The organism is Microvirga sesbaniae (genome assembly GCF_025460805.1).
Lineage (GTDB): Bacteria > Pseudomonadota > Alphaproteobacteria > Rhizobiales > Beijerinckiaceae > Microvirga > Microvirga sesbaniae.
The window spans coordinates 1-18749 of sequence record NZ_JAMXFJ010000003.1; the positions used below are offsets into that span (position 1 = coordinate 1).

At 66.7% G+C, this 18749-nt stretch carries 16 protein-coding genes; 6 read left to right on the forward strand and 10 right to left on the reverse strand.

Annotation, left to right across the window (positions count from 1 at the left end; all coding sequences use genetic code 11):
* Positions 1–146 precede the first annotated feature (146 nt).
* From OCW50_RS05360 to OCW50_RS05380, 5 genes are read left to right on the forward strand one after another with little or no spacing between them, the layout of a single operon-like run.
* A complete protein-coding gene (locus OCW50_RS05360; RefSeq protein WP_373371310.1) occupies positions 147–1799 on the forward strand; it encodes an ABC transporter substrate-binding protein in 1653 nt (550 codons plus the stop codon).
* A 48-nt stretch (positions 1800–1847) separates the two neighbouring features.
* Complete coding sequence (locus OCW50_RS05365) at positions 1848–2825, forward strand: ABC transporter permease (RefSeq protein WP_262296711.1); 978 nt, start codon at positions 1848–1850, stop codon at positions 2823–2825.
* 1 nt (position 2826) lies between these two features.
* Entirely contained in the window at positions 2827–3717 is an 891-nt protein-coding gene (locus OCW50_RS05370) for an ABC transporter permease (RefSeq protein WP_373371311.1), read from the forward strand.
* Positions 3714–4535 (forward strand): ABC transporter ATP-binding protein, encoded by an 822-nt coding sequence (locus OCW50_RS05375; RefSeq protein WP_262296712.1) that lies wholly within the window; start codon positions 3714–3716, stop codon positions 4533–4535. The genes OCW50_RS05370 and OCW50_RS05375 overlap by 4 nt, the downstream gene beginning before the upstream one ends.
* The gene (locus tag OCW50_RS05380) at positions 4535–5440 is read left to right on the forward strand and encodes an ABC transporter ATP-binding protein (RefSeq protein ID WP_262296713.1); all 906 of its coding nucleotides are present in this window, start codon (positions 4535–4537) and stop codon (positions 5438–5440) included. The genes OCW50_RS05375 and OCW50_RS05380 overlap by 1 nt, the downstream gene beginning before the upstream one ends.
* 393 nt (positions 5441–5833) lie before the next feature.
* Here OCW50_RS05380 and OCW50_RS05385 read toward each other — a convergent pair whose 3' ends face one another.
* Entirely contained in the window at positions 5834–7033 is a 1200-nt protein-coding gene (locus OCW50_RS05385) for an aminotransferase class V-fold PLP-dependent enzyme (RefSeq protein WP_262296714.1), read from the reverse strand.
* A gap of 127 nt (positions 7034–7160) precedes the next feature.
* Here OCW50_RS05385 and OCW50_RS05390 point away from each other — a divergent pair, with 127 nt between their 5' ends.
* Positions 7161–7967 (forward strand): IclR family transcriptional regulator, encoded by an 807-nt coding sequence (locus tag OCW50_RS05390; protein ID WP_262273170.1) that lies wholly within the window; start codon positions 7161–7163, stop codon positions 7965–7967.
* Positions 7968–7987: 20 nt separating this feature from the next.
* Here OCW50_RS05390 and OCW50_RS05395 read toward each other — a convergent pair whose 3' ends face one another.
* The 9 genes from OCW50_RS05395 to OCW50_RS05435 all read right to left on the reverse strand — a co-directional run bounded on the left by OCW50_RS05395 (position 7988) and on the right by OCW50_RS05435 (position 18626).
* Positions 7988–8476, reverse strand: a complete 489-nt coding sequence (locus OCW50_RS05395) for a RidA family protein (protein WP_262273169.1) — start codon at positions 8474–8476, stop codon at positions 7988–7990.
* Entirely contained in the window at positions 8473–9456 is a 984-nt protein-coding gene (locus OCW50_RS05400; protein WP_262273168.1) for an ABC transporter ATP-binding protein, read from the reverse strand. The genes OCW50_RS05395 and OCW50_RS05400 overlap by 4 nt, the downstream gene beginning before the upstream one ends.
* On the reverse strand, positions 9453–10466 hold the full coding sequence (locus tag OCW50_RS05405) for an ABC transporter ATP-binding protein (protein ID WP_262296715.1): 1014 nt from the start codon (positions 10464–10466) through the stop codon (positions 9453–9455). Before OCW50_RS05405 ends, OCW50_RS05400 begins: the two co-directional genes overlap by 4 nt.
* Positions 10463–11686 carry an amidohydrolase/deacetylase family metallohydrolase gene (locus OCW50_RS05410; protein ID WP_262296716.1) on the reverse strand — a complete coding sequence of 408 codons (1224 nt, stop codon included), beginning with the start codon at positions 11684–11686 and terminating at the stop codon, positions 10463–10465. The genes OCW50_RS05405 and OCW50_RS05410 overlap by 4 nt, the downstream gene beginning before the upstream one ends.
* A gap of 3 nt (positions 11687–11689) precedes the next feature.
* The gene (locus OCW50_RS05415) at positions 11690–12553 is read right to left on the reverse strand and encodes an ABC transporter permease (protein ID WP_262296717.1); all 864 of its coding nucleotides are present in this window, start codon (positions 12551–12553) and stop codon (positions 11690–11692) included.
* Positions 12553–13494 (reverse strand): ABC transporter permease, encoded by a 942-nt coding sequence (locus tag OCW50_RS05420; protein WP_262273164.1) that lies wholly within the window; start codon positions 13492–13494, stop codon positions 12553–12555. The genes OCW50_RS05415 and OCW50_RS05420 overlap by 1 nt, the downstream gene beginning before the upstream one ends.
* A 61-nt stretch (positions 13495–13555) precedes the next feature.
* The gene (locus OCW50_RS05425; RefSeq protein WP_262296718.1) at positions 13556–15076 is read right to left on the reverse strand and encodes an ABC transporter substrate-binding protein; all 1521 of its coding nucleotides are present in this window, start codon (positions 15074–15076) and stop codon (positions 13556–13558) included.
* A gap of 512 nt (positions 15077–15588) precedes the next feature.
* Entirely contained in the window at positions 15589–17430 is a 1842-nt protein-coding gene (locus tag OCW50_RS05430; RefSeq protein WP_262296719.1) for an ABC transporter ATP-binding protein, read from the reverse strand.
* Positions 17431–17456: 26 nt separating this feature from the next.
* Complete coding sequence (locus OCW50_RS05435; RefSeq protein ID WP_262296720.1) at positions 17457–18626, reverse strand: beta-glucosidase; 1170 nt, start codon at positions 18624–18626, stop codon at positions 17457–17459.
* Between the last annotated feature and the right edge of the window lie 123 nt (positions 18627–18749).

The following is an 18749-nucleotide window of genomic DNA, read 5'->3' on the forward strand; positions in this document are numbered from 1 at the left end:
CGGGCCGCAGCACCCGCTCGCGCTCCGGCGGCTGGCGCCCTGAGAGTCTGGTCATCCCGCACCTCCCATCAGGTACAGAAGACCCCCACCACTACACTCTACCAGACAGCCGGCTTTGCCGTCCTAGAAAAAAAGAGGGACCTGCAATGAAACCATCTTCCGCGCTTCTGGCCATGACCATGCTGGGCGCCCTGACGCTGCCCGCCGCCGCCCAGTCCGTGCTCACGGTCAATATCGAGCCCGCCACGACCTGGGTGCGCAACTTCAACCCGTTCAACCAGACCTCGGCGCGGCAGAGCACCCTCGACTTCATCTATGAGCCGCTGATCGTCTTCAACCGGCTCGACGACAACAAGCCGAACTACCGTCTCGCCGAGAGCTACAAGCTCGCCGAGGATCTGAAGAGCATCGAGTTCAAGCTGCGCGACGGCCTGAAATGGTCGGACGGGCAGCCGCTGACCGCCTCCGACGTGGTCTTCACCTACAACTACATCAAGCAGTATCCGGCACTCGACTTCGTGTCGATCTGGCAGTTCATCGGCGGCGTCGAGCAGGTCGACAAGCAGACCGTGCGCTTCACCCTCCGCCAGCCGAGCGCCTTGGCGGTCGACCGCCTCATCGCGCTGCCGATCGTGCCCGAGCATGTCTGGAAGGGCATCGCCGAGCCGGTCACCTTCGCCAACGAGAACCCGGTCGGCAGCGGCCCGATGACCGAGGTGACGCGGTTCACCCCGCAGACCTACGACCAGTGCCGCAACCCGCATTACTGGGATGCCGCGCATCTGTCCGTCGACTGCATGCGCTTCCCGCAGCTTGCCGACAACAACCAGATCCTGGCGGCCTCCGCGGGCGGACAGCTCGATTGGGGCGTGGCCTTCCTGCCCGACGTGGAGAAGACGTTCGTCGCCAAGGACCCGCAGCATCACAAATACTGGTACGTGGCCGGCAGCATGGTGGAGTTCCTGTTCAACCAGGAGACGTCCAACGAGAACAACCGCAAGGCCTTCAAGGACCTCGACTTCCGCCGCGCGGTCAGCATGACGCTGGACCGCAAGGCCATGGTCGACGTGGCGGGCTACGGCTACCCGACCCTGAACGAGGACCCGACCGCCTTCGGGGACGTCTACAAGATGTGGCTCGACCCCAAGGTGAAGGCCGAGTTCGGCAAGTACACGACCTTTGACCTGGACGGCGCCAAGGCGCTTCTCGACAAGGCAGGTTACGTCGACAAGAACAAGGACGGCTTCCGCGACAACCCGGACGGGACGCCGATCGCCTTCAACATCATCGTGCCGAATTCCTGGAGCGACTGGATCGACACGGTGCAGATCGCCATCGAGGGGATGCGCGAGGCCGGCATCAATGCCAGCATGGGAACGCCCGAGGAGGCGGTCTGGTCGCAGAACCTGATCAGCGGATCCTTCGATGCCGCCATCAACAGCATCTCGGTCGCGGCCTCGCCCTATTACCTGTATCAGCGCGCCTTCACCCGGTCGGACGCCGGCAAGACCCGCTTCACGGCGCAGCGCTGGTTCAACGACGAGCTCGAAGGCCTTCTGGCGAAGTTCGCCCAGACGCCCGATCAGGCGCAGCAGAAGTCCGTCATGACCAGCGCCCAGCGGATCGTCGCGGAGAACCTTCCGGTCTTCCCGGTCTACAACAGCGCCACGTGGTACCAGTACAACACCAAGCGATTCACGGGCTGGGCCAGCGGCGAGAACCCGTTCGTCAATCCGACGATCTCGCGCCAGAACCCGGCACGTCTGCTCCATCTCCTGGCGCTCAAGCCGGCGCAGTAGTCCAACGATCGGGGAAGTGGCCCGCCGCTTCCCCGCCTTGAGGTATCGATGGCTTTTCTCTTCAGGCGCCTGGGGTTCTACCTCGCGGCCTTTCTGGCCGCCGCGACCGTCAATTTCTTCCTGCCCCGGCTGATGCCCGGCAACCCGGTCGAGATCATGTTCTCGAGCGCGGGCAGCGATCTCTCGGCCGACAATCTCGAAGCCCTGAAGCTCACCTTCGGCTTCGTCGAGGGGCCGCTCTGGCAGCAATACCTGGCCTACCTGCACAGCGTCTTCACCGGCGATCTCGGCCGGTCCATCAAGTATTTCCCTCTGCCGGTGACGGAGCTCCTCGGCCGCGCCCTCGTCTGGACGGTCGGACTCATGGGAACCGCGACGCTCATCAGCTTCACCCTGGGCACGGTCCTGGGCATCATGGCGGCCTGGAGGCGCGGGAGCACCTTCGACGTGGTCTTCTCGGTCGGCGCCATCATGGCGACGTCCATGCCCGCCATGGTCCTGTCGCTGGTGGCCCTGTTCGTCTTCGGCTTCGAGCTCAACTGGTTCCCGACCGGCTACGCGGCCGACCCGGCGCTCGATCCGGCCTTCTCGTGGCCCTATGTTTCCAGCGTCGTCCGGCACGGGATCCTGCCGGTCCTGACCCTGTCGGTCGTGCTCACGGGCGGCTTTCTCGTGACCATGCGCAACAACATGATCAATCTGCTGGGTGAGGACTACATCGTCATGGCCCGGGCCAAGGGCCTGTCGGACCGGCGCGTGATGTTCTGGTATGCGGCGCGCAACGCGCTTCTGCCCACGGTGAGCAGCCTCGCCATCGCCATCGGGACCGTGCTCGGCGGCTCCCTCGTGACGGAGGTCGTGTTCAACTATCCGGGGCTCGGCAACACCCTGTATCAGGCGATCCTGGCGCGGGATTATCCGGTGATCCAGGGCCAGCTGCTGATCATGACGCTGGCCATGCTCACGGCGAACTTCATCGTGGACGTCAGCTACGTGCTGCTCGATCCGCGGCTGCGGAGGGCCTGACATGGGGGCGGTTCTGCGAAGCGTCGCGCACAACAGGAAGGCTCTGGCCGGGCTCGTCATCGTGGCCGTCATCGTGGCGCTGGCGATCGCGGCGCCCTGGCTGACCGAGTACGATCCGACCCGGCGGGTGGGCCGGCCTCATCAGCCGCCGAGCTGGGACCACTGGCTGGGCACGACGCGCATCGGCCAGGACGTGTTCGCCCGTCTCCTGTACGGGGCCCGCACGTCCCTCGCCGTCGGCTTCGGGGCCGGCCTGCTGATCACGGCGGTCGGAACCATCCTCGGCATCGTGGCGGGATATCGCGGCGGGCGCACCGACGAGGTGATCAGCTTCTTCACCAACATGGTGCTGGTGGTGCCGAACCTGCCGCTGCTCCTGGTGCTCGCGGCGTTCATCGGGCAGGCGAGCCCCTGGGTGATCGCGCTGATCCTCGGGGCCACGTCCTGGGCCTGGGGCGCCCGCGTCACGCGGGCCGAGACCCTGTCGGTGAAGCAGAAGGACTTCGTGAAATCGGCCGAGATGCTGGGCGAGCCCTCCTGGCGCATCATGCTGTACGAGATTTTCCCGAACGTGATCTCCATCGTGGGGATCAACTTCGTGGGCAGCGTGATCTTCGCGGTCATCACGGAAGCGACCCTCGAGTTCCTCGGGCTCGGCGATCCAAAGACGGTCTCCTGGGGCATGATGCTGTTCAACGCGCAGAACGCCTCCGCCCTGCAGGTGGGCGCCTGGTGGGACATCCTCAGCCCGTGCTTCGCCCTCATCGCGCTCGGGGCCGGCCTGTCGCTCCTGAACTTCGCCGTCGACGAGATCGCCAACCCGCGCTTGCGCACGGGCAATACCCTGTCGCGCTGGTCCCTGCTCATGCGGCGCGGGGAGGGCCGTCTATGACCGCCAGTTCCCTGCTCTCGGTGCAGAACCTCACCATCGACTATATCGGCCAGCAGGGCGATTTCCGGGCGGTCGACGATGTCAGCTTCGACATCGCCCCCGGGGAGGTCTTCGGCCTCGCGGGCGAATCCGGTTGCGGCAAGAGCACGATCGCCTATGCGATCAACCGCCTGCACAAGCCGCCCGCGCTCATCCGCCAGGGCCGGATCCTCTTCGAGGGGCAGGACGTGCTCGACCTCGACGACCGGGCCCTGAGGCAGTTCCGCTGGAACAAGGTCGCCATGGTGTTCCAGAGCGCCATGAACTCCCTCAATCCGGTCCTGAGGGTGGAGGCGCAGTTCCACGACCTGCTGAAGCGGCATCGCGGCTCTTCGAAGGCGCAGTCGCGGGAGCGCGCGGCCGAGATGCTGAGGCTCGTCGACATTCCGCCCGAGCGCATGCGCGACTACCCGCATCAGTTCTCGGGCGGCATGCGCCAGCGCATCGTCATCGCCATCTGCATGGCGCTCGACCCGAAGCTCGTGGTCATGGACGAGCCGACGACCGCCCTCGACGTGGTCGTCCAGCGCGAGATCCTGCAGCGGATCGACGAGTTGCGCCGCAGCCGCGGGTTCTCGGTTCTGTTCATCACCCACGATCTCGGCCTGATGGTGCAGTTCTGCGACCGGATCGGCATCATGCTGCGCGGAAAGCTGGTCGAGCAGGGCCCGGCCGAGCAGATCCATCACCGGCCCCAGCACGATTATACGAAGCAGCTCTGGGCGTCGTTCCCGTCGCTGCATGGCGATCCGGTCAAGTTGGAAAGGGCATCGATGTGATGGACCAGGAGCCGATCATCGCACTGGAGCGGGTCAGCAAGAGCTTCGGCCACGGCGAGAAGGCCGTGTGGGCCGCGCACGACGTCTCGTTCGCGCTCCATCCCGGCCGGACCGTCGCGCTGGTGGGCGAATCCGGCAGCGGCAAGACCACCTGCGCCCGTCTCGTCATGCGCGAGTATCGGCCGGACGGTGGACGGATCCTGTTTCGCGGAAAGGACCTGAACGACGCCGGGGCGGTCGGCCTCAAGGAGTACCGGCGTGCCGTCCAGATGATCTTTCAGGACCCCTTCGCGTCGCTCAATCCGGCCCACACGGTGGACTTCATCCTCCGCCGTCCCCTCGCGCTCGGCCGGCCGCATCTCAAGGGCAGGGCGGTGGATGACACCATTGCCGATCTGCTGCGCCGCGTGGAGCTCGATCCCGGCGCCGTCACGCGCAAGCACCCGCATGAGCTCTCGGGCGGACAGCGCCAGCGCGTCGCCATCGCCCGGACCCTGGCCATGGGCGCCCGGGTGATCGTCGCCGACGAGCCCACCTCGATGCTGGACGTGTCCGTGCGCCTGGGCGTCCTGAACCTGCTCAACGAGATGAAGCGGGACCTCGGGGTCGCGCTGCTCTACATCACCCACGACCTGGCGACGGCCCGCTACGTGGCCGAGGACATCCTCGTGATGTATGCCGGCCAGATCGTCGAATGGGGCGATGTCCACCGGGTGCTCGCCCACCCGCAGCATCCCTATACGCGCCTTCTCCTGTCGGCCGTGCCCGACCCGGAGGTCCGTTTCGACGATCCGGGTTCACGGCTGGATCCGGGCGTCGTGGAGGCCATCCGCCGAGAGGCGCGACATCGGCAGGATCGCGTGATCGAGGTCGGACCGAACCACTTCACCCGGCCGGCCGCCTGAAGCCCGCTGGGCCGGTCTCCGAAGCATCGGAATGAGTACGATACGCGAGCGGGGTCCTCCAGTCCGTGCGCGGCTGAACCGGGATGCGAGCATCTTTTCACGCAAAACCGGTTCCCACTTCCCACGTCCGATGCTCACATCTTGAAGCGGCGCATCGTTCGGGCCACTCGCGTGGCCCGCTTTCGCCCGCAGGATGCGCTCGGCGGTCTTCCGATCGCGTTCACCGGGACAAGCCCGGCGATCATACCCTCCCCATGTCATGGCCGGCCTTGGGCCGGCCATGACGTGGAGACAGGGCAAGTCCGTCATCCGGCCGCCGTGAAACGCCGCCGCCCTCCGGGGCCGCGAGCCCGGACACGGGCGGGAGGCTGCCGGTTCGATCATTCCGCGCGATCAGTCGGGCCAGCGCAGGATGGCCTGCGAGGAGCGGTTGCGACGGCCTTCGAGAGGCGTCGCGATGATCTCGTTGGACCGGCGGGCCTTCTCCAGCTCCTCGACGAGACGTTCGGCCACCACTTTCTCCTGGCCCGGATGAAGGTTGCACGGGTCGAGGTAGAAATAGCCGTGCTCGACCTCGTGGTCGCGGACGATGATGGGCGTGCGCCCCGAGGCCAGCGCGTCGGCGAGGTCCCAGGCGGTGATGTGCGCGCCCTTGGGCTCGATGGCGACCTTCAGGCGGTCGAGGGGGTTGTTGGTCGGGTCGGCCTCGCGGATCGGCGTCACGCCCGGGCGCCCGGCAAGGGTCTGTTCCCAGAGCTCCAGATAGCGCGTCTCGCGCTCGCGGATGCCCGCATGGTCGCGCGTCTCCCAGGCTTCGAGGGCCGCGATGGTGCCGAGAATGCCCTCCTTGCCGACCTTCATGCCCCGGCCGATGCCCATGTTCTGCATGTAGGTGGCGCGCACGAGCTCGGTGCGGCCGGCCACGATGCCGCCGGTCAGGCCGCCGAGGAACTTGTGGGAGGAGTAGAGCGCGATGTCGGCCCCGGCGGCCAGGAACCCCTTCAGGTCGTATTCGGACGCCGCGTCGACGATCACGGGCACGCCCCGGGCATGGCAGATCTCGACGAATTCCTTCAGCGGGATCAGGCCGTACTGCACCGTGTGGTGCGAGATCACGTAGACGGCCGCGGCGGTCCGCTCGCTGATGGCGCCGTCGAGCTGATAGCCGTAGGCCGAGGTCGCCTGGCCGACCGGAACGACCTTCGCGCCCGCGAGGCGGATGCCCTGCTCGACGGGCGCCCCGTAGCTGACCATGTGGCCGGTCATCAGCAGCACTTCGTTCCTGAGCCCCTGCGTGTCGGGGAGCCGCTCGACGGCGGCCAGGTCGCAGCCGGTCATGGCGCCCGCGACGGCAAGCGTGATCGCGGCCGAGCACGAGGCCGTGACGAAGCCGGCTTCGGTGCCGCAGAGACGCGCGATCACGCGGCTCGCCTTCTTCTGCAGGTCGCCGATCTCGACGAATTGCGGAAGGATCGCGGAGACGGCCGCGACCGCTTCCGGCACGACGATGGAGGCCCCGAGGGACGTCATGGTGCCCGACACGTTGATGATGGGGCGTAGGCCGAGCTCGGGGCGGATGTCTGTCTGGGTCATGGGGCTCAATGTCTCGATTTTTTATGTTGTGGGAATGGGGTATATTCCATTACTGAGGAAGTATGACGAAGGGGGCTGCCGGTCGTGAAGGTGGGCCGCAATTTCCCACGATCCGGGAGAAGATCCAGTGGACACCAAGTTTCCTGAAGCGGCGAACGCCGCCGCACCCGAGAAGCGAAGCCGCGGCGCCCGCGTCAGCGGCATCGACCGGGCGCTGCAGATTCTCGACTTCCTGCAGGCCGAGATGAAGCCCGCCGGCGCCTATGCGGTCGCCAAGGCGGTGGGAGCCCCGCTCTCGACGGTCTATGTGATCATCGAGGATCTGGTCGAGAAGCGGCTCCTGCAGCGGCGCAGCGACGGCACGGTCTGGCTCGGGCCGCGCCTGTATCACTACGGCCTGGCCTACGCGGAATCCCTCGATTTTCTGAACGTCGCCACGCACGAGATGCAGGACCTGTGCCGGGAGGTGGAGGAAACCATCCAGATCTGCGGCCGGGACGGGGACCATATGGTCGTCATGGCCATGGCGGACGGTCCCGGGCATTTCCGCGTCACGTCCAAGGTCGGCTCGCGGGTGCCCCTGAACTGGACGGCTTCGGGACGGCTTCTCCTCGGTCACCTTCCCGACAGGGAGCGGCTCGACGTCTTCCGCCACGCCTCGAAGGTCTCGCCCACGGGGCGCGCCAACACCAACCCTGAGGCCCTGTCCGACGCCTCGGCGGCGGCCCTGCGCGAGCGCCTGTCGATCCAGATCAACGAGTCGGACTTCTCCGTCGCCTGCATCGCCTCGCCGATCTGCCAGCCGTCGGGGGAGTGCGTCGCGACGATCTCCATCGTGCTGCCCGAGCACCGGGTCGTGCAGGACCGGGACCGCTACACCAACGCCGTGCGCAAGGCGGCCGAGAGGATCGAGGCGACGCTGGGCTGGCGCTGAGCGCGGCATGCAGGGGAGCCTCATGCCTCGATCGCGACGATGGCTTCGATCTCGACCGTGATGTTGTTCGGCAGGGACCCGAAGCCCACGGCCGAACGGGCGTGGCGCCCGGCCTCTCCGAACACGGCCATCATGAGATCGGAGCATCCGTTGATGACCTTCGGGTGCTCGCCGAAATCGGGCGCCGCGTTCACCATGCCGAGGAGCTTCACCACGCGCTTGACCCGCGACAGGTCGCCCAGCGCGTCCTGCATGACGGCGAGGAGGTTGATGCCCGTCAGCCTGGCGTGCTCATAGGCCTCGTCCGCGCCGACGTCGAGGCCGACCTTGCCGGTATGGAGATAGCCGTTGGCCTCCTGCGGCCCCTGGCCCGACAGGAACAGGAGATTGCCTTCCTGGACATGCGTGACGAAATTCGCGATCGGGTTCGGAGCCTTGGGCAGCGCGATGCCCAGTTCCTTCAGGCGCTCGTAAGGATTCGACGCGGTCAGATCTTGAACTTGGTTCACAATGTCAGTCCTTGGGAAATCACTTCAGGATCGCCGTGGCGGATGCAGGCGACGTGATGGTTGGAGCCGACGTCCTCCAAAGGCGGGACGATCTCGGCGCAGGCCTCGACCGCATAGCGGCAGCGGGTGCGGAACACGCAGCCGGACGGGGGATCGAGGGGGCTCGGAATGTCGCCCTTCAGGACGATCCGCCGGCGGTCGGCCGCCGGATCCGGCAACGGAGCGGCCGAGAGCAGCGCCTGGGTGTAGGGATGGCGCGGCATCGCGTAGATCTCGCGGCTCGGCCCGCGCTCCATGACCCGCCCGAGATACATCACCACGACCTCGTCGCAGAGGTACTCCACCACCGACAGGTCGTGCGCGATGAAGAGCATCGTCAGGCCGAAATCCTGCTGCAGATCCTGGATCAGGTTGAGGACCTGGGCCTGCACCGACACGTCGAGGGCGGAGACCGGCTCGTCCGCCACGATGAAGTCGGGCTCCACCGCCAGGGCGCGGGCGATGCCGATGCGCTGGCGCTGGCCGCCCGAGAACTCGTGCGGATAGCGCCGCGCCGCATCCGGGTTGAGACCCACGCGGTGCAGAAGTTCGGCGATCCTGTCGCGCCGCGCGCTACCGCGGACGGGCCGGTGGATGTCGAGGGCTTCGCCGATGATCTGGTCGACCCGGAGGCGCGGATTGAGGCTCGAATAGGGGTCCTGGAAGATGATCTGGAGCCTGCTGCGATAGGCCCGCATCTCGCGCTCGGACAGGGTGCGCAGATCGACGCCGTCGAACACGATCCTGCCGTCGTTGGGCTCGACGAGGCGGAGCGTGCAGCGGCCGGCCGTCGTCTTGCCCGATCCGGATTCGCCCACGAGGCCGACGATCGTCCCGCGCTTCACGTCGAAGCTGACGCCGTCGACCGCCTTGACGGTCCCGTTGCGAGTCTGGAACTGCTTGGTGAGCCCCTGGACGCTCAAGAGGGTTTCGCCGGTCATAGGGCCTCGTGCCTCCAGCACCGGCTCAGATGGGACGGGCCCGCCGCCATGAGCGGGGGCGCCTCGTCGCATTGCGGGATGCGGTAGGAGCAGCGCGGCGCGAAGCTGCATCCCGGGGGAAGCGCCGTCACGGGCGGCACGTTGCCCGGGATCGGGTTGAGGCGCAGCCGCTCGCCGGCGCCGCCGCGGTCGCGCGAGGCGTTCGGGATGCAGGCCAGGAGGCCGCGCGTGTAGGGATGCTTCTGGTGCGCGAAAAGGCTCGCCACCGGGCTCTTCTCGACCACGCGGCCGGTATACATCACCACCACGTCATGGGCGATCTCCGCCACCACGCCGAGATTGTGCGTGATGAACAGGATGCTCATGCCGATCTCGCGCTGCAGCCTGCGGAGCAGATCGAGGATCTGCGCCTGGATGGTCACGTCGAGGGCCGTGGTCGGCTCGTCGGCGATCAGGAGGTTCGGATTGCACGAGAGGGCGAGCGCGATCATGACGCGCTGGCGCATGCCGCCCGACATCTGGTGCGGATACTCGTCGAGCCTGCGGTCGGCCGCCGGGATCTCGACGAGCTCCAGCATCCGCCTGGCGCGCCGGCGGGCGTCGGCCGTCGAGAGCGGCTCGTGGAGCCGGATCATCTCGACGATCTGGTCGCCGACCGTGTAGAGCGGGTTGAGGCTCGTCATCGGCTCCTGGAAGATCATGGCGAGCTCCCGGCCGCGGACCGCCCGCATCTTGCGCTCCGGAAGCGTCGCGATGTCGATGACCTGACCCTGGCTCGTGCGGTACAGGATATTGCCGCCCACGATCCGGCCGGGCGACGACAGAAGCCGCATGATCGACAGGCTGGTGACGGATTTCCCCGAACCGGATTCCCCGACGACCGCGAGGGTCTCGCCGCGCCTCACGTCGAAGCTCACGCCATCGACCGACTTGGCGACCCGGCTGCCGAGTTCGAAGTGAGTGCGCAGGTCCGAGACCCTGAGCACGGTATCGTCGGGAAGCTCCGTCATCGGGCGTTGATCCATCCGCAATGCGGGCACGCCGAGCTCTCCAGGGCGGATTGGCGCGGCGGGACATAGCGGCTCGCCTTGACGGCCTCGTGCCCGAGGATCGTCCAGACGGGTTCGATCAGGCGTGGCAGGTGCGCATTGTAGCCCATGGAATCGACGATCCTCAGATCGCTGTCGTTGACCTCGAACAATGTGAACTCGGCCCGGGTGCCGGGCGACAGCAGGTTCCCGGTCGGAAGGCCGATCACCTCCATCGGGGCCCGGGTCGAGGCGTCGATGACGGCCTCGAACGGCATGCCGACGGACAGCAGCTTCGACATGGTCGTGCCCATGTCCCAGACCGGGTTGTCGAGGGAGCGGGCGTGCAGGTCGGTGGAGATCGAGAAGGGCAGGAGGCCGCGCTGGACCGCGAGTTCGGCCACCTTGAACGAGAAGGACGCGCCGCCATGGCCCACGTCGAGGCGGATGCCGTCGTTGGCGCAGCGCTGCGCCAGCTGGAACAGGTCCTCGTCCTCCATGATGTTCGCCGCCGCCTTGCCGTTGAAGCAGTGGGTCACCACGTCGCCCGGGCCCAGGACCTCGAGCACCTCGTCGAAGACCGGGGGCGGCTCGCCCACATGCACCATCAGCGGCAGCTTGAGGATCTTGGCCACCTTCTTGGCGATCTTGACGGGCGTGATGCCCCAGGCGCCCACGATGACGCCGCTCGCCCGCACCTTGATGCCGATGATGATGTCCCGGTTGGCCTCGACGCACGCGATGGTGCGGTCGATGTCGATGGACCGCATGTCGATGAGCTCGCTCACGCGGTTGCACGCCACGAGGCCGATCGACCCGATGTTCAGGAAGGCCTTGATGCGTTCCCGGGCCGGCTCGATGATGTACTCGCGGAAGCCGTGGAAATTGGCCTCGCCGGCCGAGCCGGCATCCACGATGGTCGTGACGCCGCGCTCGATGCCGCAGACCTGCGGCTTGATCGAGATGTCGGTGCCGCCGTGCCAGACATGGGCGTGGAGGTCGACCCAGCCGGGCGACACGAAGGCGCCCTTGGCGTCGATGCGGCGGGCGCCGTCCGGCGCCTGAAGGGAATGGCCGACGCCGGCGATCCGTCCGTCGCCGCCGATCAGGATGTCGGTCGCCTCCTGGGGAACCCCGCGGCCGAAGCCGACCGGCTTCGCGCCGGCGATGAACAGGGGGGACGAGTCGTCTTGAAATGTCATCGATCAAAGATCCTTTCTCAGGCGCGGATCGAGGAGGTCCCGGAATCCGTCGCCGACCATCTGAAGCGAGAGCACCGACAGGATGATCGCGATGCCGGGAAACAGGGTCATCCAGTCGGCCTGTCCGATATACTGGCGCCCGGCCGCGATCATGGTGCCCCAGGTGGGGATCTCGGGGCTCACGCCGAGGCCCAGGAACGACAGGCCGGCCTCGGCCAGCATGGCGTAGGCGAAGATGAAGGTGCCCTGCACGAGGATGGGCGAGACCAGGTTGCGCAGCACGTGCCGGGACATGATGCGCCAGGTCGGCACGCCGAGGGCGCGGGCGGCCTCCACGTAGGGCAGTTCGCGGATGACCAGCGTGGAGGCGCGCACGATGCGGGCGAGGCGCGGCGTGTAGACGATCCCGAGCGCCACGATGACGGTGACCAGGGACGGGCCCAGCGCCGCCACGAGCGCGATGGCGAGCAGGATGTCCGGGAAGGCCATCATGGCGTCGATGATGCGGGCGATCGGCGTGTCGAGGCGGCGGAAGAAGCCCGCCACGAGGCCGAGCGTCACGCCGAAGACGGCCGCGAAGGCCACCACCGAGGCGCCGACGAGCAGCGAGAGCCGGCCCGCATAGATCGTGCGGCTGAACACGTCGCGGCCGAACTCGTCGGTCCCGAACCAGTAGATCCCGCTCGGCGGCTTGAGCCGGTTCACCACAGAGAGGCGGCTCGGCGAATAGGGGGCGATCCACGGCGCCAGGATGGCCAGCGCGGCGACCACGACGAGGATCAGGAGACCGATCATGACGGTCTTGCGGGTCACCAGGCGCGAGACGAAGCTCGCCTCGGCGATGGCCGGGGAACCGACGGCGGCCATCAGTAGCGTACCCGCGGGTCGACGAGCAGGTAGAGCATGTCGATCAGGAAGTTGATGAGCACGTAGAGCGCCGCCACGATCAGGAGCGCCCCCTGGATGACCGGGTAGTCGCGCCGCAGCACGGCCGAGACCACGAGATTGCCGACGCCAGGAAGGCCGAACACCGTCTCGGTCACCACGGCGCCCGACACGAGGAGCGCCGCCGTCAGGCCGATCACGGTCAGGACCGGGATGAGGGCGTTCTTGAAGGCGTGCTTCATGACGACCCGGACCTCGCCCATGCCCTTGGAGCGGGCGGTGCGCACGTAGTCGTCGTTGAGCACGTCGAGCATGCTGGCGCGCGTGAAGCGCAGGATCAGGGCCGACGACACGATGCCGAGGGACAGGGCGGGAAGGACGAGATGCGACAGCCGCGTGAACAGTCCGGCCCCGGGACCGCCGTAGCCGGAGACCGGGAACAGGCCGAGGCGCACGGCGAAGAACTGGATCAGCAGCAGGCCGAGCCAGAAGCTCGGGACCGACGCCGCCAGCATGGCGAGCGTGGTGGCGACCTGGTCGAACAGGGAGCCGCGCCAATAGGCCGACAGGATCCCCACGGGAATCGCGATCAGGCCCGCGATGAGGATGGAGAACAGGGTGAGGAAGAAGGTCGGCTCGGCCCGTTCCGCCAGGGCCGTCAGGACCGGGCGGTTCAGGAAGATCGATTCGCCGAGATCGCCCCGGAGCAGCTGCCCGAAGAAGATGCCGTACTGGACGATGAGCGGCCGGTCGAGGCCGAGGCGGGCGCGCAGGCTCGCCACGTCCTGGGCCGTCGCGTCGGGGCCGAGCATGACGGCGGCCGGATCGCCGGGCGCGATGCGCACGATGATGAACACGATCGTGACGACCACGAACATCACGGCCAGCATGCCGAGGAGGCGTTGAAGGATGTAGCGGCTCATGCGTCGATCTGCGTTGAGGAATGAACGGGGAGCGCGGGTGCGCTCCCCGGCTTGCCGGCTCTTACTTCTTGACCGAGACGTTCCAGAAGTAGGGCCACGGCGCGGGCACCACGCCCTCGAGCTTGGGCGACTGCGCCGAGAGGGCGTTGAAGTCGCCGATCTTGATGCTCGGGGTCTCGTCGTAGATGACCTTCTGGACCTCGGCCCACAGGGCAGGGCGCTTGGCCGCGTCGCTCTCGGTGTTGAAGGCGTCGACGGCCTTCTTGCGGGCGGGGCTCGACCACCAGCCGGGCGAGCTCTCGGAGAGCTGGCCGATGAGCGCGGGCTCCGGCAGGAACGGGCTGTGGGTGATGTAGATGTCCCACAGGGCCGGGTCGCCGCGCCGCTGGGTGAGGGTCGCCCAGTCGACCACCTGCAGGTCGACCGTGAAGCCGGCCTGCTTCAGGTACTCGGCCGCCACCTGGGCCATCTTGTAGTGGAACTCGTACTGGCGGCTGGTGAGGATGCGCAGCGGCGCGCCGCCGTAGCTCGCCTTCTTCAGGAGCGCCTTGGCCTTGTCCGGATCGGCCACGTTGTACCGGCCCTCGACGCCCGCATCCGTGTTCCACACATAACCCTTGGGATACATGGCTCCGTCGAGGGAGTAGAACTCCGGATTGCCGAAGGCCGCGGCCAGCATGTCCTCCATGCTGAGCGACAGGCGCACCGCCATGCGGGCGTCCGTGTTGGCCATCACGCCCTGCTTCGTGTTCATCACGAAGACCGGCCAGCCGAACGGCTTGAGGATGACGGGCTTGGAGGTCTGGATGTTCTTGATGCGGTCGTAGGATTCGACCGGGATCGAATCCACGTAGTCGAACTGTCCGGAGATCGCGCCCTCGACGCGGGTGTTGGGATCCGGCACCGGCACGAAGCGGATCTCGTCGAGGATCGGCTTGCGCGCGCCGCCATAGCCGTTGCCGGCGCCGTCGAGCGGCTTGTAAGCTTCGTTGCGCACGAGCTGGATGTACTGGTCGGGCTTGCGCTCCTTGAGCTTGTAGGGACCGGTGCCGACCGGGTCCTTCATGGGCACGTCCATCTTCTCCGACGGCATGATCACGGCCGCGGAGTTGTTGAAGGACAGGAGCGCCAGGAGGGGCGCGTAGGGCGTCTTCAGGGTGATGCGAACCGTCGACGGATCGACGGCCTCGAGCTTGTCCACGTTGGCGGCCACCTGCTTGCCGCGCGAGGCCTGGTCCATCCAGCGCTTGAGCGAGGCGACGACGTCGTCCGACGTCATGTCCGAGCCGTCGTGGAATGTGACGCCGTCCCGCAGCTTGATCGTGTAGACCTTGCCGCCGTCGGTGACCTCGGGAAGCGAGGCTGCGAGAAGCGGCGTGACCTTCCAGTCCTTGTCGAAGGTGAACAGCGTCTCGAAGAAGTGCTGGGTGACGATGCCGACCAGGTCCGCCGTCGACACCATGGGGTCGAGCGTCGGCGGCTCGCCGATCGTCGCCACGTTGATGACGCCACCCGTCTGAGCCAGAACCGGGCCCGATACGACGATCGCCAGGCCGGACAACAAAGCTTCCCTGATCCTCATGGTCACCCTCTTCCTCTATAATTATGGATTATTTGCTTTAGTTATGACATAGTGAGTGAGCAAAGGATCGTCGTCAATAGGCATGAAGGGGCGGTCAGTCCGAGGTTAGGCGGGCGCGCGATCGGGAGGGGCGCGGGACGGCGCGCTCACTACAGTCGAGGTCGCCGGGATACGTCCGACCGTGACGGGGAGAGTTGGGGCGAGGCGGGTGCTTCACCCTCCCACGTCATCACCGGGCTCGTCCCGGTGATCCCGATCCGGAAGCGGTCGCGCTCAACACGAGCGGGATGGCCGGGACAGGCCCGGCCATGACGTGTGTGGGAAGCAAGGGACGTGCGCGGCCGGCTACCGCACGCCGTTCAGGGCAGCGCATGGCCGCTAGAGCCTCGGACCAAAAGTGGACACCACTTTTGGGGTTCATCCGAGGCTCCCTCTCTTGACCGGCGCATCGGACGAGGCGGACCCAGCGGGCCGCGCAAGCGAAAACCGAGTCCACTTTTCCGTCCGATGCGCTAGGGCACGGTCTCGGCCGCTTCGTCCACAGACAGGCCCTCCGCCTGGAGACGCCACATGGTGTCGAACAGGCCGCCGCGCTCGCGCAGCTCCGCGGCGGTTCCGTCCTCGACGATCTCGCCGCCCTTGACCACGATGATGCGATCGAAGGCCGTCAGCGTGGAGAGTCGATGGGCGACCGCGATCACGGTCCGGCCGCGCATGAGCCGCACGAGGGAGCGCTGGATCTCCATTTCGGATTCGGTGTCCAGCGCCGAGGTCGCCTCGTCCAGGATGATGATCGGGGCATCCTTCAGGAACGCGCGTGCGATGCCGATGCGCTGGCGCTGGCCGCCCGACAGCTTCATGCCCCGCTCGCCGACGAGCGTGTCGTAGCCGTCCGGGGTCGCCCGGATGAAGCCGTCGCAGCAGGCCGCGCGGGCGGCCGCGTAGACCTCCTCGTCGCCGGCCTCCGGACGGGCGAAGCGGATGTTCTCCATCAGAGTCCGGTGGAAGAGCGTGATCTCCTGAGGTACCACGGCCAAGGCTGCGCGAAGTGAGTCCTGGCCGACCTCCGTGAGATGCTGCCCATCGATCAGGATTTCTCCGGACTGCACATCGTACAATCGCTGCAGCAGATGGATCAACGTGGACTTGCCGGCCCCCGACGGCCCGACGATCCCGATTTTCTGACCCGCGGGAATCAGCAGGTTCAGTCGGTGCACGGTGTCGGACCTCGTATCACCGTAGGAGAAGCTCACATCCCGGAATTCCACCGTTCCGCCACGAGGAGCAAGGGGTCTGGCGTCAGGGGCGTCGACGACGGATTGCGGTTGCGCGATCACCCGCAGCGTGTCCTCGATGTAGCCCACAAACTGCGTCGTCTCGACGAGCGAGAGGGCGAGGTCCCTGGAGCTGTTGAGAATGCGGAAAGTCAGAGCCGACACGACGACCACGTCGCCCGGGGTGATGTCGCCGAGACTCCAAAGGTACACCGCCCAGGACAGCATGCTCCCGGCCATGGCGCACAGGGCAACGTCGTGCAGTGCGCGCGCCTTCTCGAGATAGAGCCAGCTGCGGCCTTGCGCGCGAGCCTCCTCGCGGAACCCCCGAGCGAGGCGCTGCGCCTCGCGGGTGCGAGCCGAGAAGGACTTCACCGCCCACATATTGGTGATGACGTCCACGAGGTCGCCCGCCACGGTGCCGGCGTGGCCCGCATAGGTCCGATGCAGCGGCCGTCCGCGCTCGCCGAACCAGATGAGCCCTCCCGTCACCGCCGTGACGAACACGGCGAGAACGATCATCATGCGCCAGTCCACCGTCAGGAACACGATCAGAGCGCCGACGAACTCGATGCAAGGCGGCAGGATGCGCCACGCGACGGTGTTCGTCAGCGCGCCGAAATTTCCGGCGGTCGCGGTCAGCCGCTGCCCGAGCGAGCCGGCGAGATTATCCGTGAAGTAGCGCATGGGCTGCCCGTTCAGGAATCCGAACAGGTCGAGGCGCATGTCCACGCCGACGCTAAGGGTTGTGCGGCAGACGAGCCAGGCCGTGATGCGCCACAGGATGCTCTCGCAGGCGATGAGGGTCACGAACAGGACGAGAGCTGACCAGACCGCTGCGCTCGCCTCGCGCGGCCCCGCCATCCCGTCTACGAGGAGCTTCATGACATATTGCACGGCAACCGCGCAGCCTGCCGCTGCGACGACCGTCAGAAGCAAGGCGCCGAACTGCCATGGACGGCCGACGATGTAGTGAAGAACGAACCGGTACGGACCCTGAAGGAAGGTGGACGGCGCCAGGATCGGGGGCGCATGATGGGCCGCGCCAGCCTTGGACCGGCTGCGCCCAAGGCTGATCAAGGGATTGTCCTCACGCCACATCGATCCTACTCCGCCGCGACGGAGGGCACGGGCGCGTCCTCGCCTCCGTCGAAAGCGGCGAACAGGGCCTGTTGCTGGTGGAGCTCGCGGGCAAGCCGTGGGAACACCGTGCGGCAGCCCTGCGAGTCCGCGGTGGTCAGCAGACCGACGCTGCAGTTCCGTCCATTATCCCAGCCCGGATAGTCCGCGACCGGGTAAAGGCATATACCCGTGACCGGCACGCCCACATCCATGGCGGCATGCACTTCGGAGCAGACATAGTGAAACCAGGACGACCGGCCGCATCCTTCGGCGCCGGTCTCGGCGATCAGGAGCGGGCGCCGATAACGCAGATAGGCCTCTTTCAGCAAGATGTGCAGGGGCCGGTAGGAGTGGTGACCCATAGGGATCGTCGAGCCACCGAGATACCATTGGTTCTCGGGATAATAATTGAGCCCGACCATATCGAGACAGTCCGGTGCTCCACCGAGCTCGGGCTCCTTCGCGCCGCAGAGGATGTCGAGCGCTTCGAACTGGGACTGCTGATAGACCTGCGCGCTTCTGACGTGCTCGTCGTCTCCGAGGCCCGCTTCTACATTGATCAGCGGTTCCGCCGTGATGAAGCGCGCCCTCGGATCGACGGCCCGGATCGCCGCTATGGCGGCGATCGTCGCACGCACGAGCTGGCGTTTGAGCTCGGCACCCCGGCCATGACCGCAAGGGTTGAAGCGGCCGACCTCGCCCCCCGCCCACGCCCAGTAGGAAATTTCGTTGACGGGACAGTAGACCGGCACCTGCCGGCTCTCCTCCTTGATCAGCCGGGCTGCCGCAGACGCGAAGCGCGCGAAGCGGTCGATGAAGGCCGGCGACCAGATGTCCAGGTCATCGGGGTAGCCGTAATGGCACAGATCCCAGATGATGTGCGTCCCGGTGCCTTCCGCAGCCCGCAGCATTGGCAGGAAGCTGCTCCAGTCGTAGCGGCCGGGCGCCGTTTCGATGAGGTGCCACCGCAATCCGTCGCGCGCCGCATGAATGCCGTGCTCGGAGAGAAGTTCGTAATCCTTGGCCGCGAGCCGATCATGATCGGTGCTGGCGAGAAGATCGAGTCGTCGGCCGTCCCAGCGCCGATGGCTTGAACACTCGAAACCGCCGAGGAAGAAGCTTCCAAAAGGAGAAGCGTTATCAGGTGAGATCATACGGACGAACGCTCCAACCCTGCACTAAGGAGGGGTTAGCCGGATCGGCTCGGACATTGAAAGAAGCGGGCCGGCTGAAGACAGCCGGAATGTTCCTGCTCACGTCAACAAGTTGACTGAGCT

What these genes read in the sequence shown, in the direction of transcription:
- OCW50_RS05360 (WP_373371310.1), top strand. Translation starts at nt 147, where the DNA reads ATGAAACCATCTTCCGCGCTTCTGGCCATGACCATGCTGGGCGCCCTG.
- OCW50_RS05365 (WP_262296711.1), top strand. Translation starts at nt 1,848, where the DNA reads ATGGCTTTTCTCTTCAGGCGCCTGGGGTTCTACCTCGCGGCCTTTCTG.
- OCW50_RS05370 (WP_373371311.1), top strand. Translation starts at nt 2,827, where the DNA reads ATGGGGGCGGTTCTGCGAAGCGTCGCGCACAACAGGAAGGCTCTGGCC.
- OCW50_RS05375 (WP_262296712.1), top strand. Translation starts at nt 3,714, where the DNA reads ATGACCGCCAGTTCCCTGCTCTCGGTGCAGAACCTCACCATCGACTAT.
- OCW50_RS05380 (WP_262296713.1), top strand. Translation starts at nt 4,535, where the DNA reads ATGGACCAGGAGCCGATCATCGCACTGGAGCGGGTCAGCAAGAGCTTC.
- OCW50_RS05385 (WP_262296714.1), bottom strand. Translation starts at nt 7,033, where the DNA reads ATGACCCAGACAGACATCCGCCCCGAGCTCGGCCTACGCCCCATCATC.
- OCW50_RS05400 (WP_262273168.1), bottom strand. Translation starts at nt 9,456, where the DNA reads ATGACCGGCGAAACCCTCTTGAGCGTCCAGGGGCTCACCAAGCAGTTC.
- OCW50_RS05405 (WP_262296715.1), bottom strand. Translation starts at nt 10,466, where the DNA reads ATGACGGAGCTTCCCGACGATACCGTGCTCAGGGTCTCGGACCTGCGC.
- OCW50_RS05410 (WP_262296716.1), bottom strand. Translation starts at nt 11,686, where the DNA reads ATGACATTTCAAGACGACTCGTCCCCCCTGTTCATCGCCGGCGCGAAG.
- OCW50_RS05415 (WP_262296717.1), bottom strand. Translation starts at nt 12,553, where the DNA reads ATGGCCGCCGTCGGTTCCCCGGCCATCGCCGAGGCGAGCTTCGTCTCG.
- OCW50_RS05420 (WP_262273164.1), bottom strand. Translation starts at nt 13,494, where the DNA reads ATGAGCCGCTACATCCTTCAACGCCTCCTCGGCATGCTGGCCGTGATG.
- OCW50_RS05425 (WP_262296718.1), bottom strand. Translation starts at nt 15,076, where the DNA reads ATGAGGATCAGGGAAGCTTTGTTGTCCGGCCTGGCGATCGTCGTATCG.
- OCW50_RS05435 (WP_262296720.1), bottom strand. Translation starts at nt 18,626, where the DNA reads ATGATCTCACCTGATAACGCTTCTCCTTTTGGAAGCTTCTTCCTCGGC.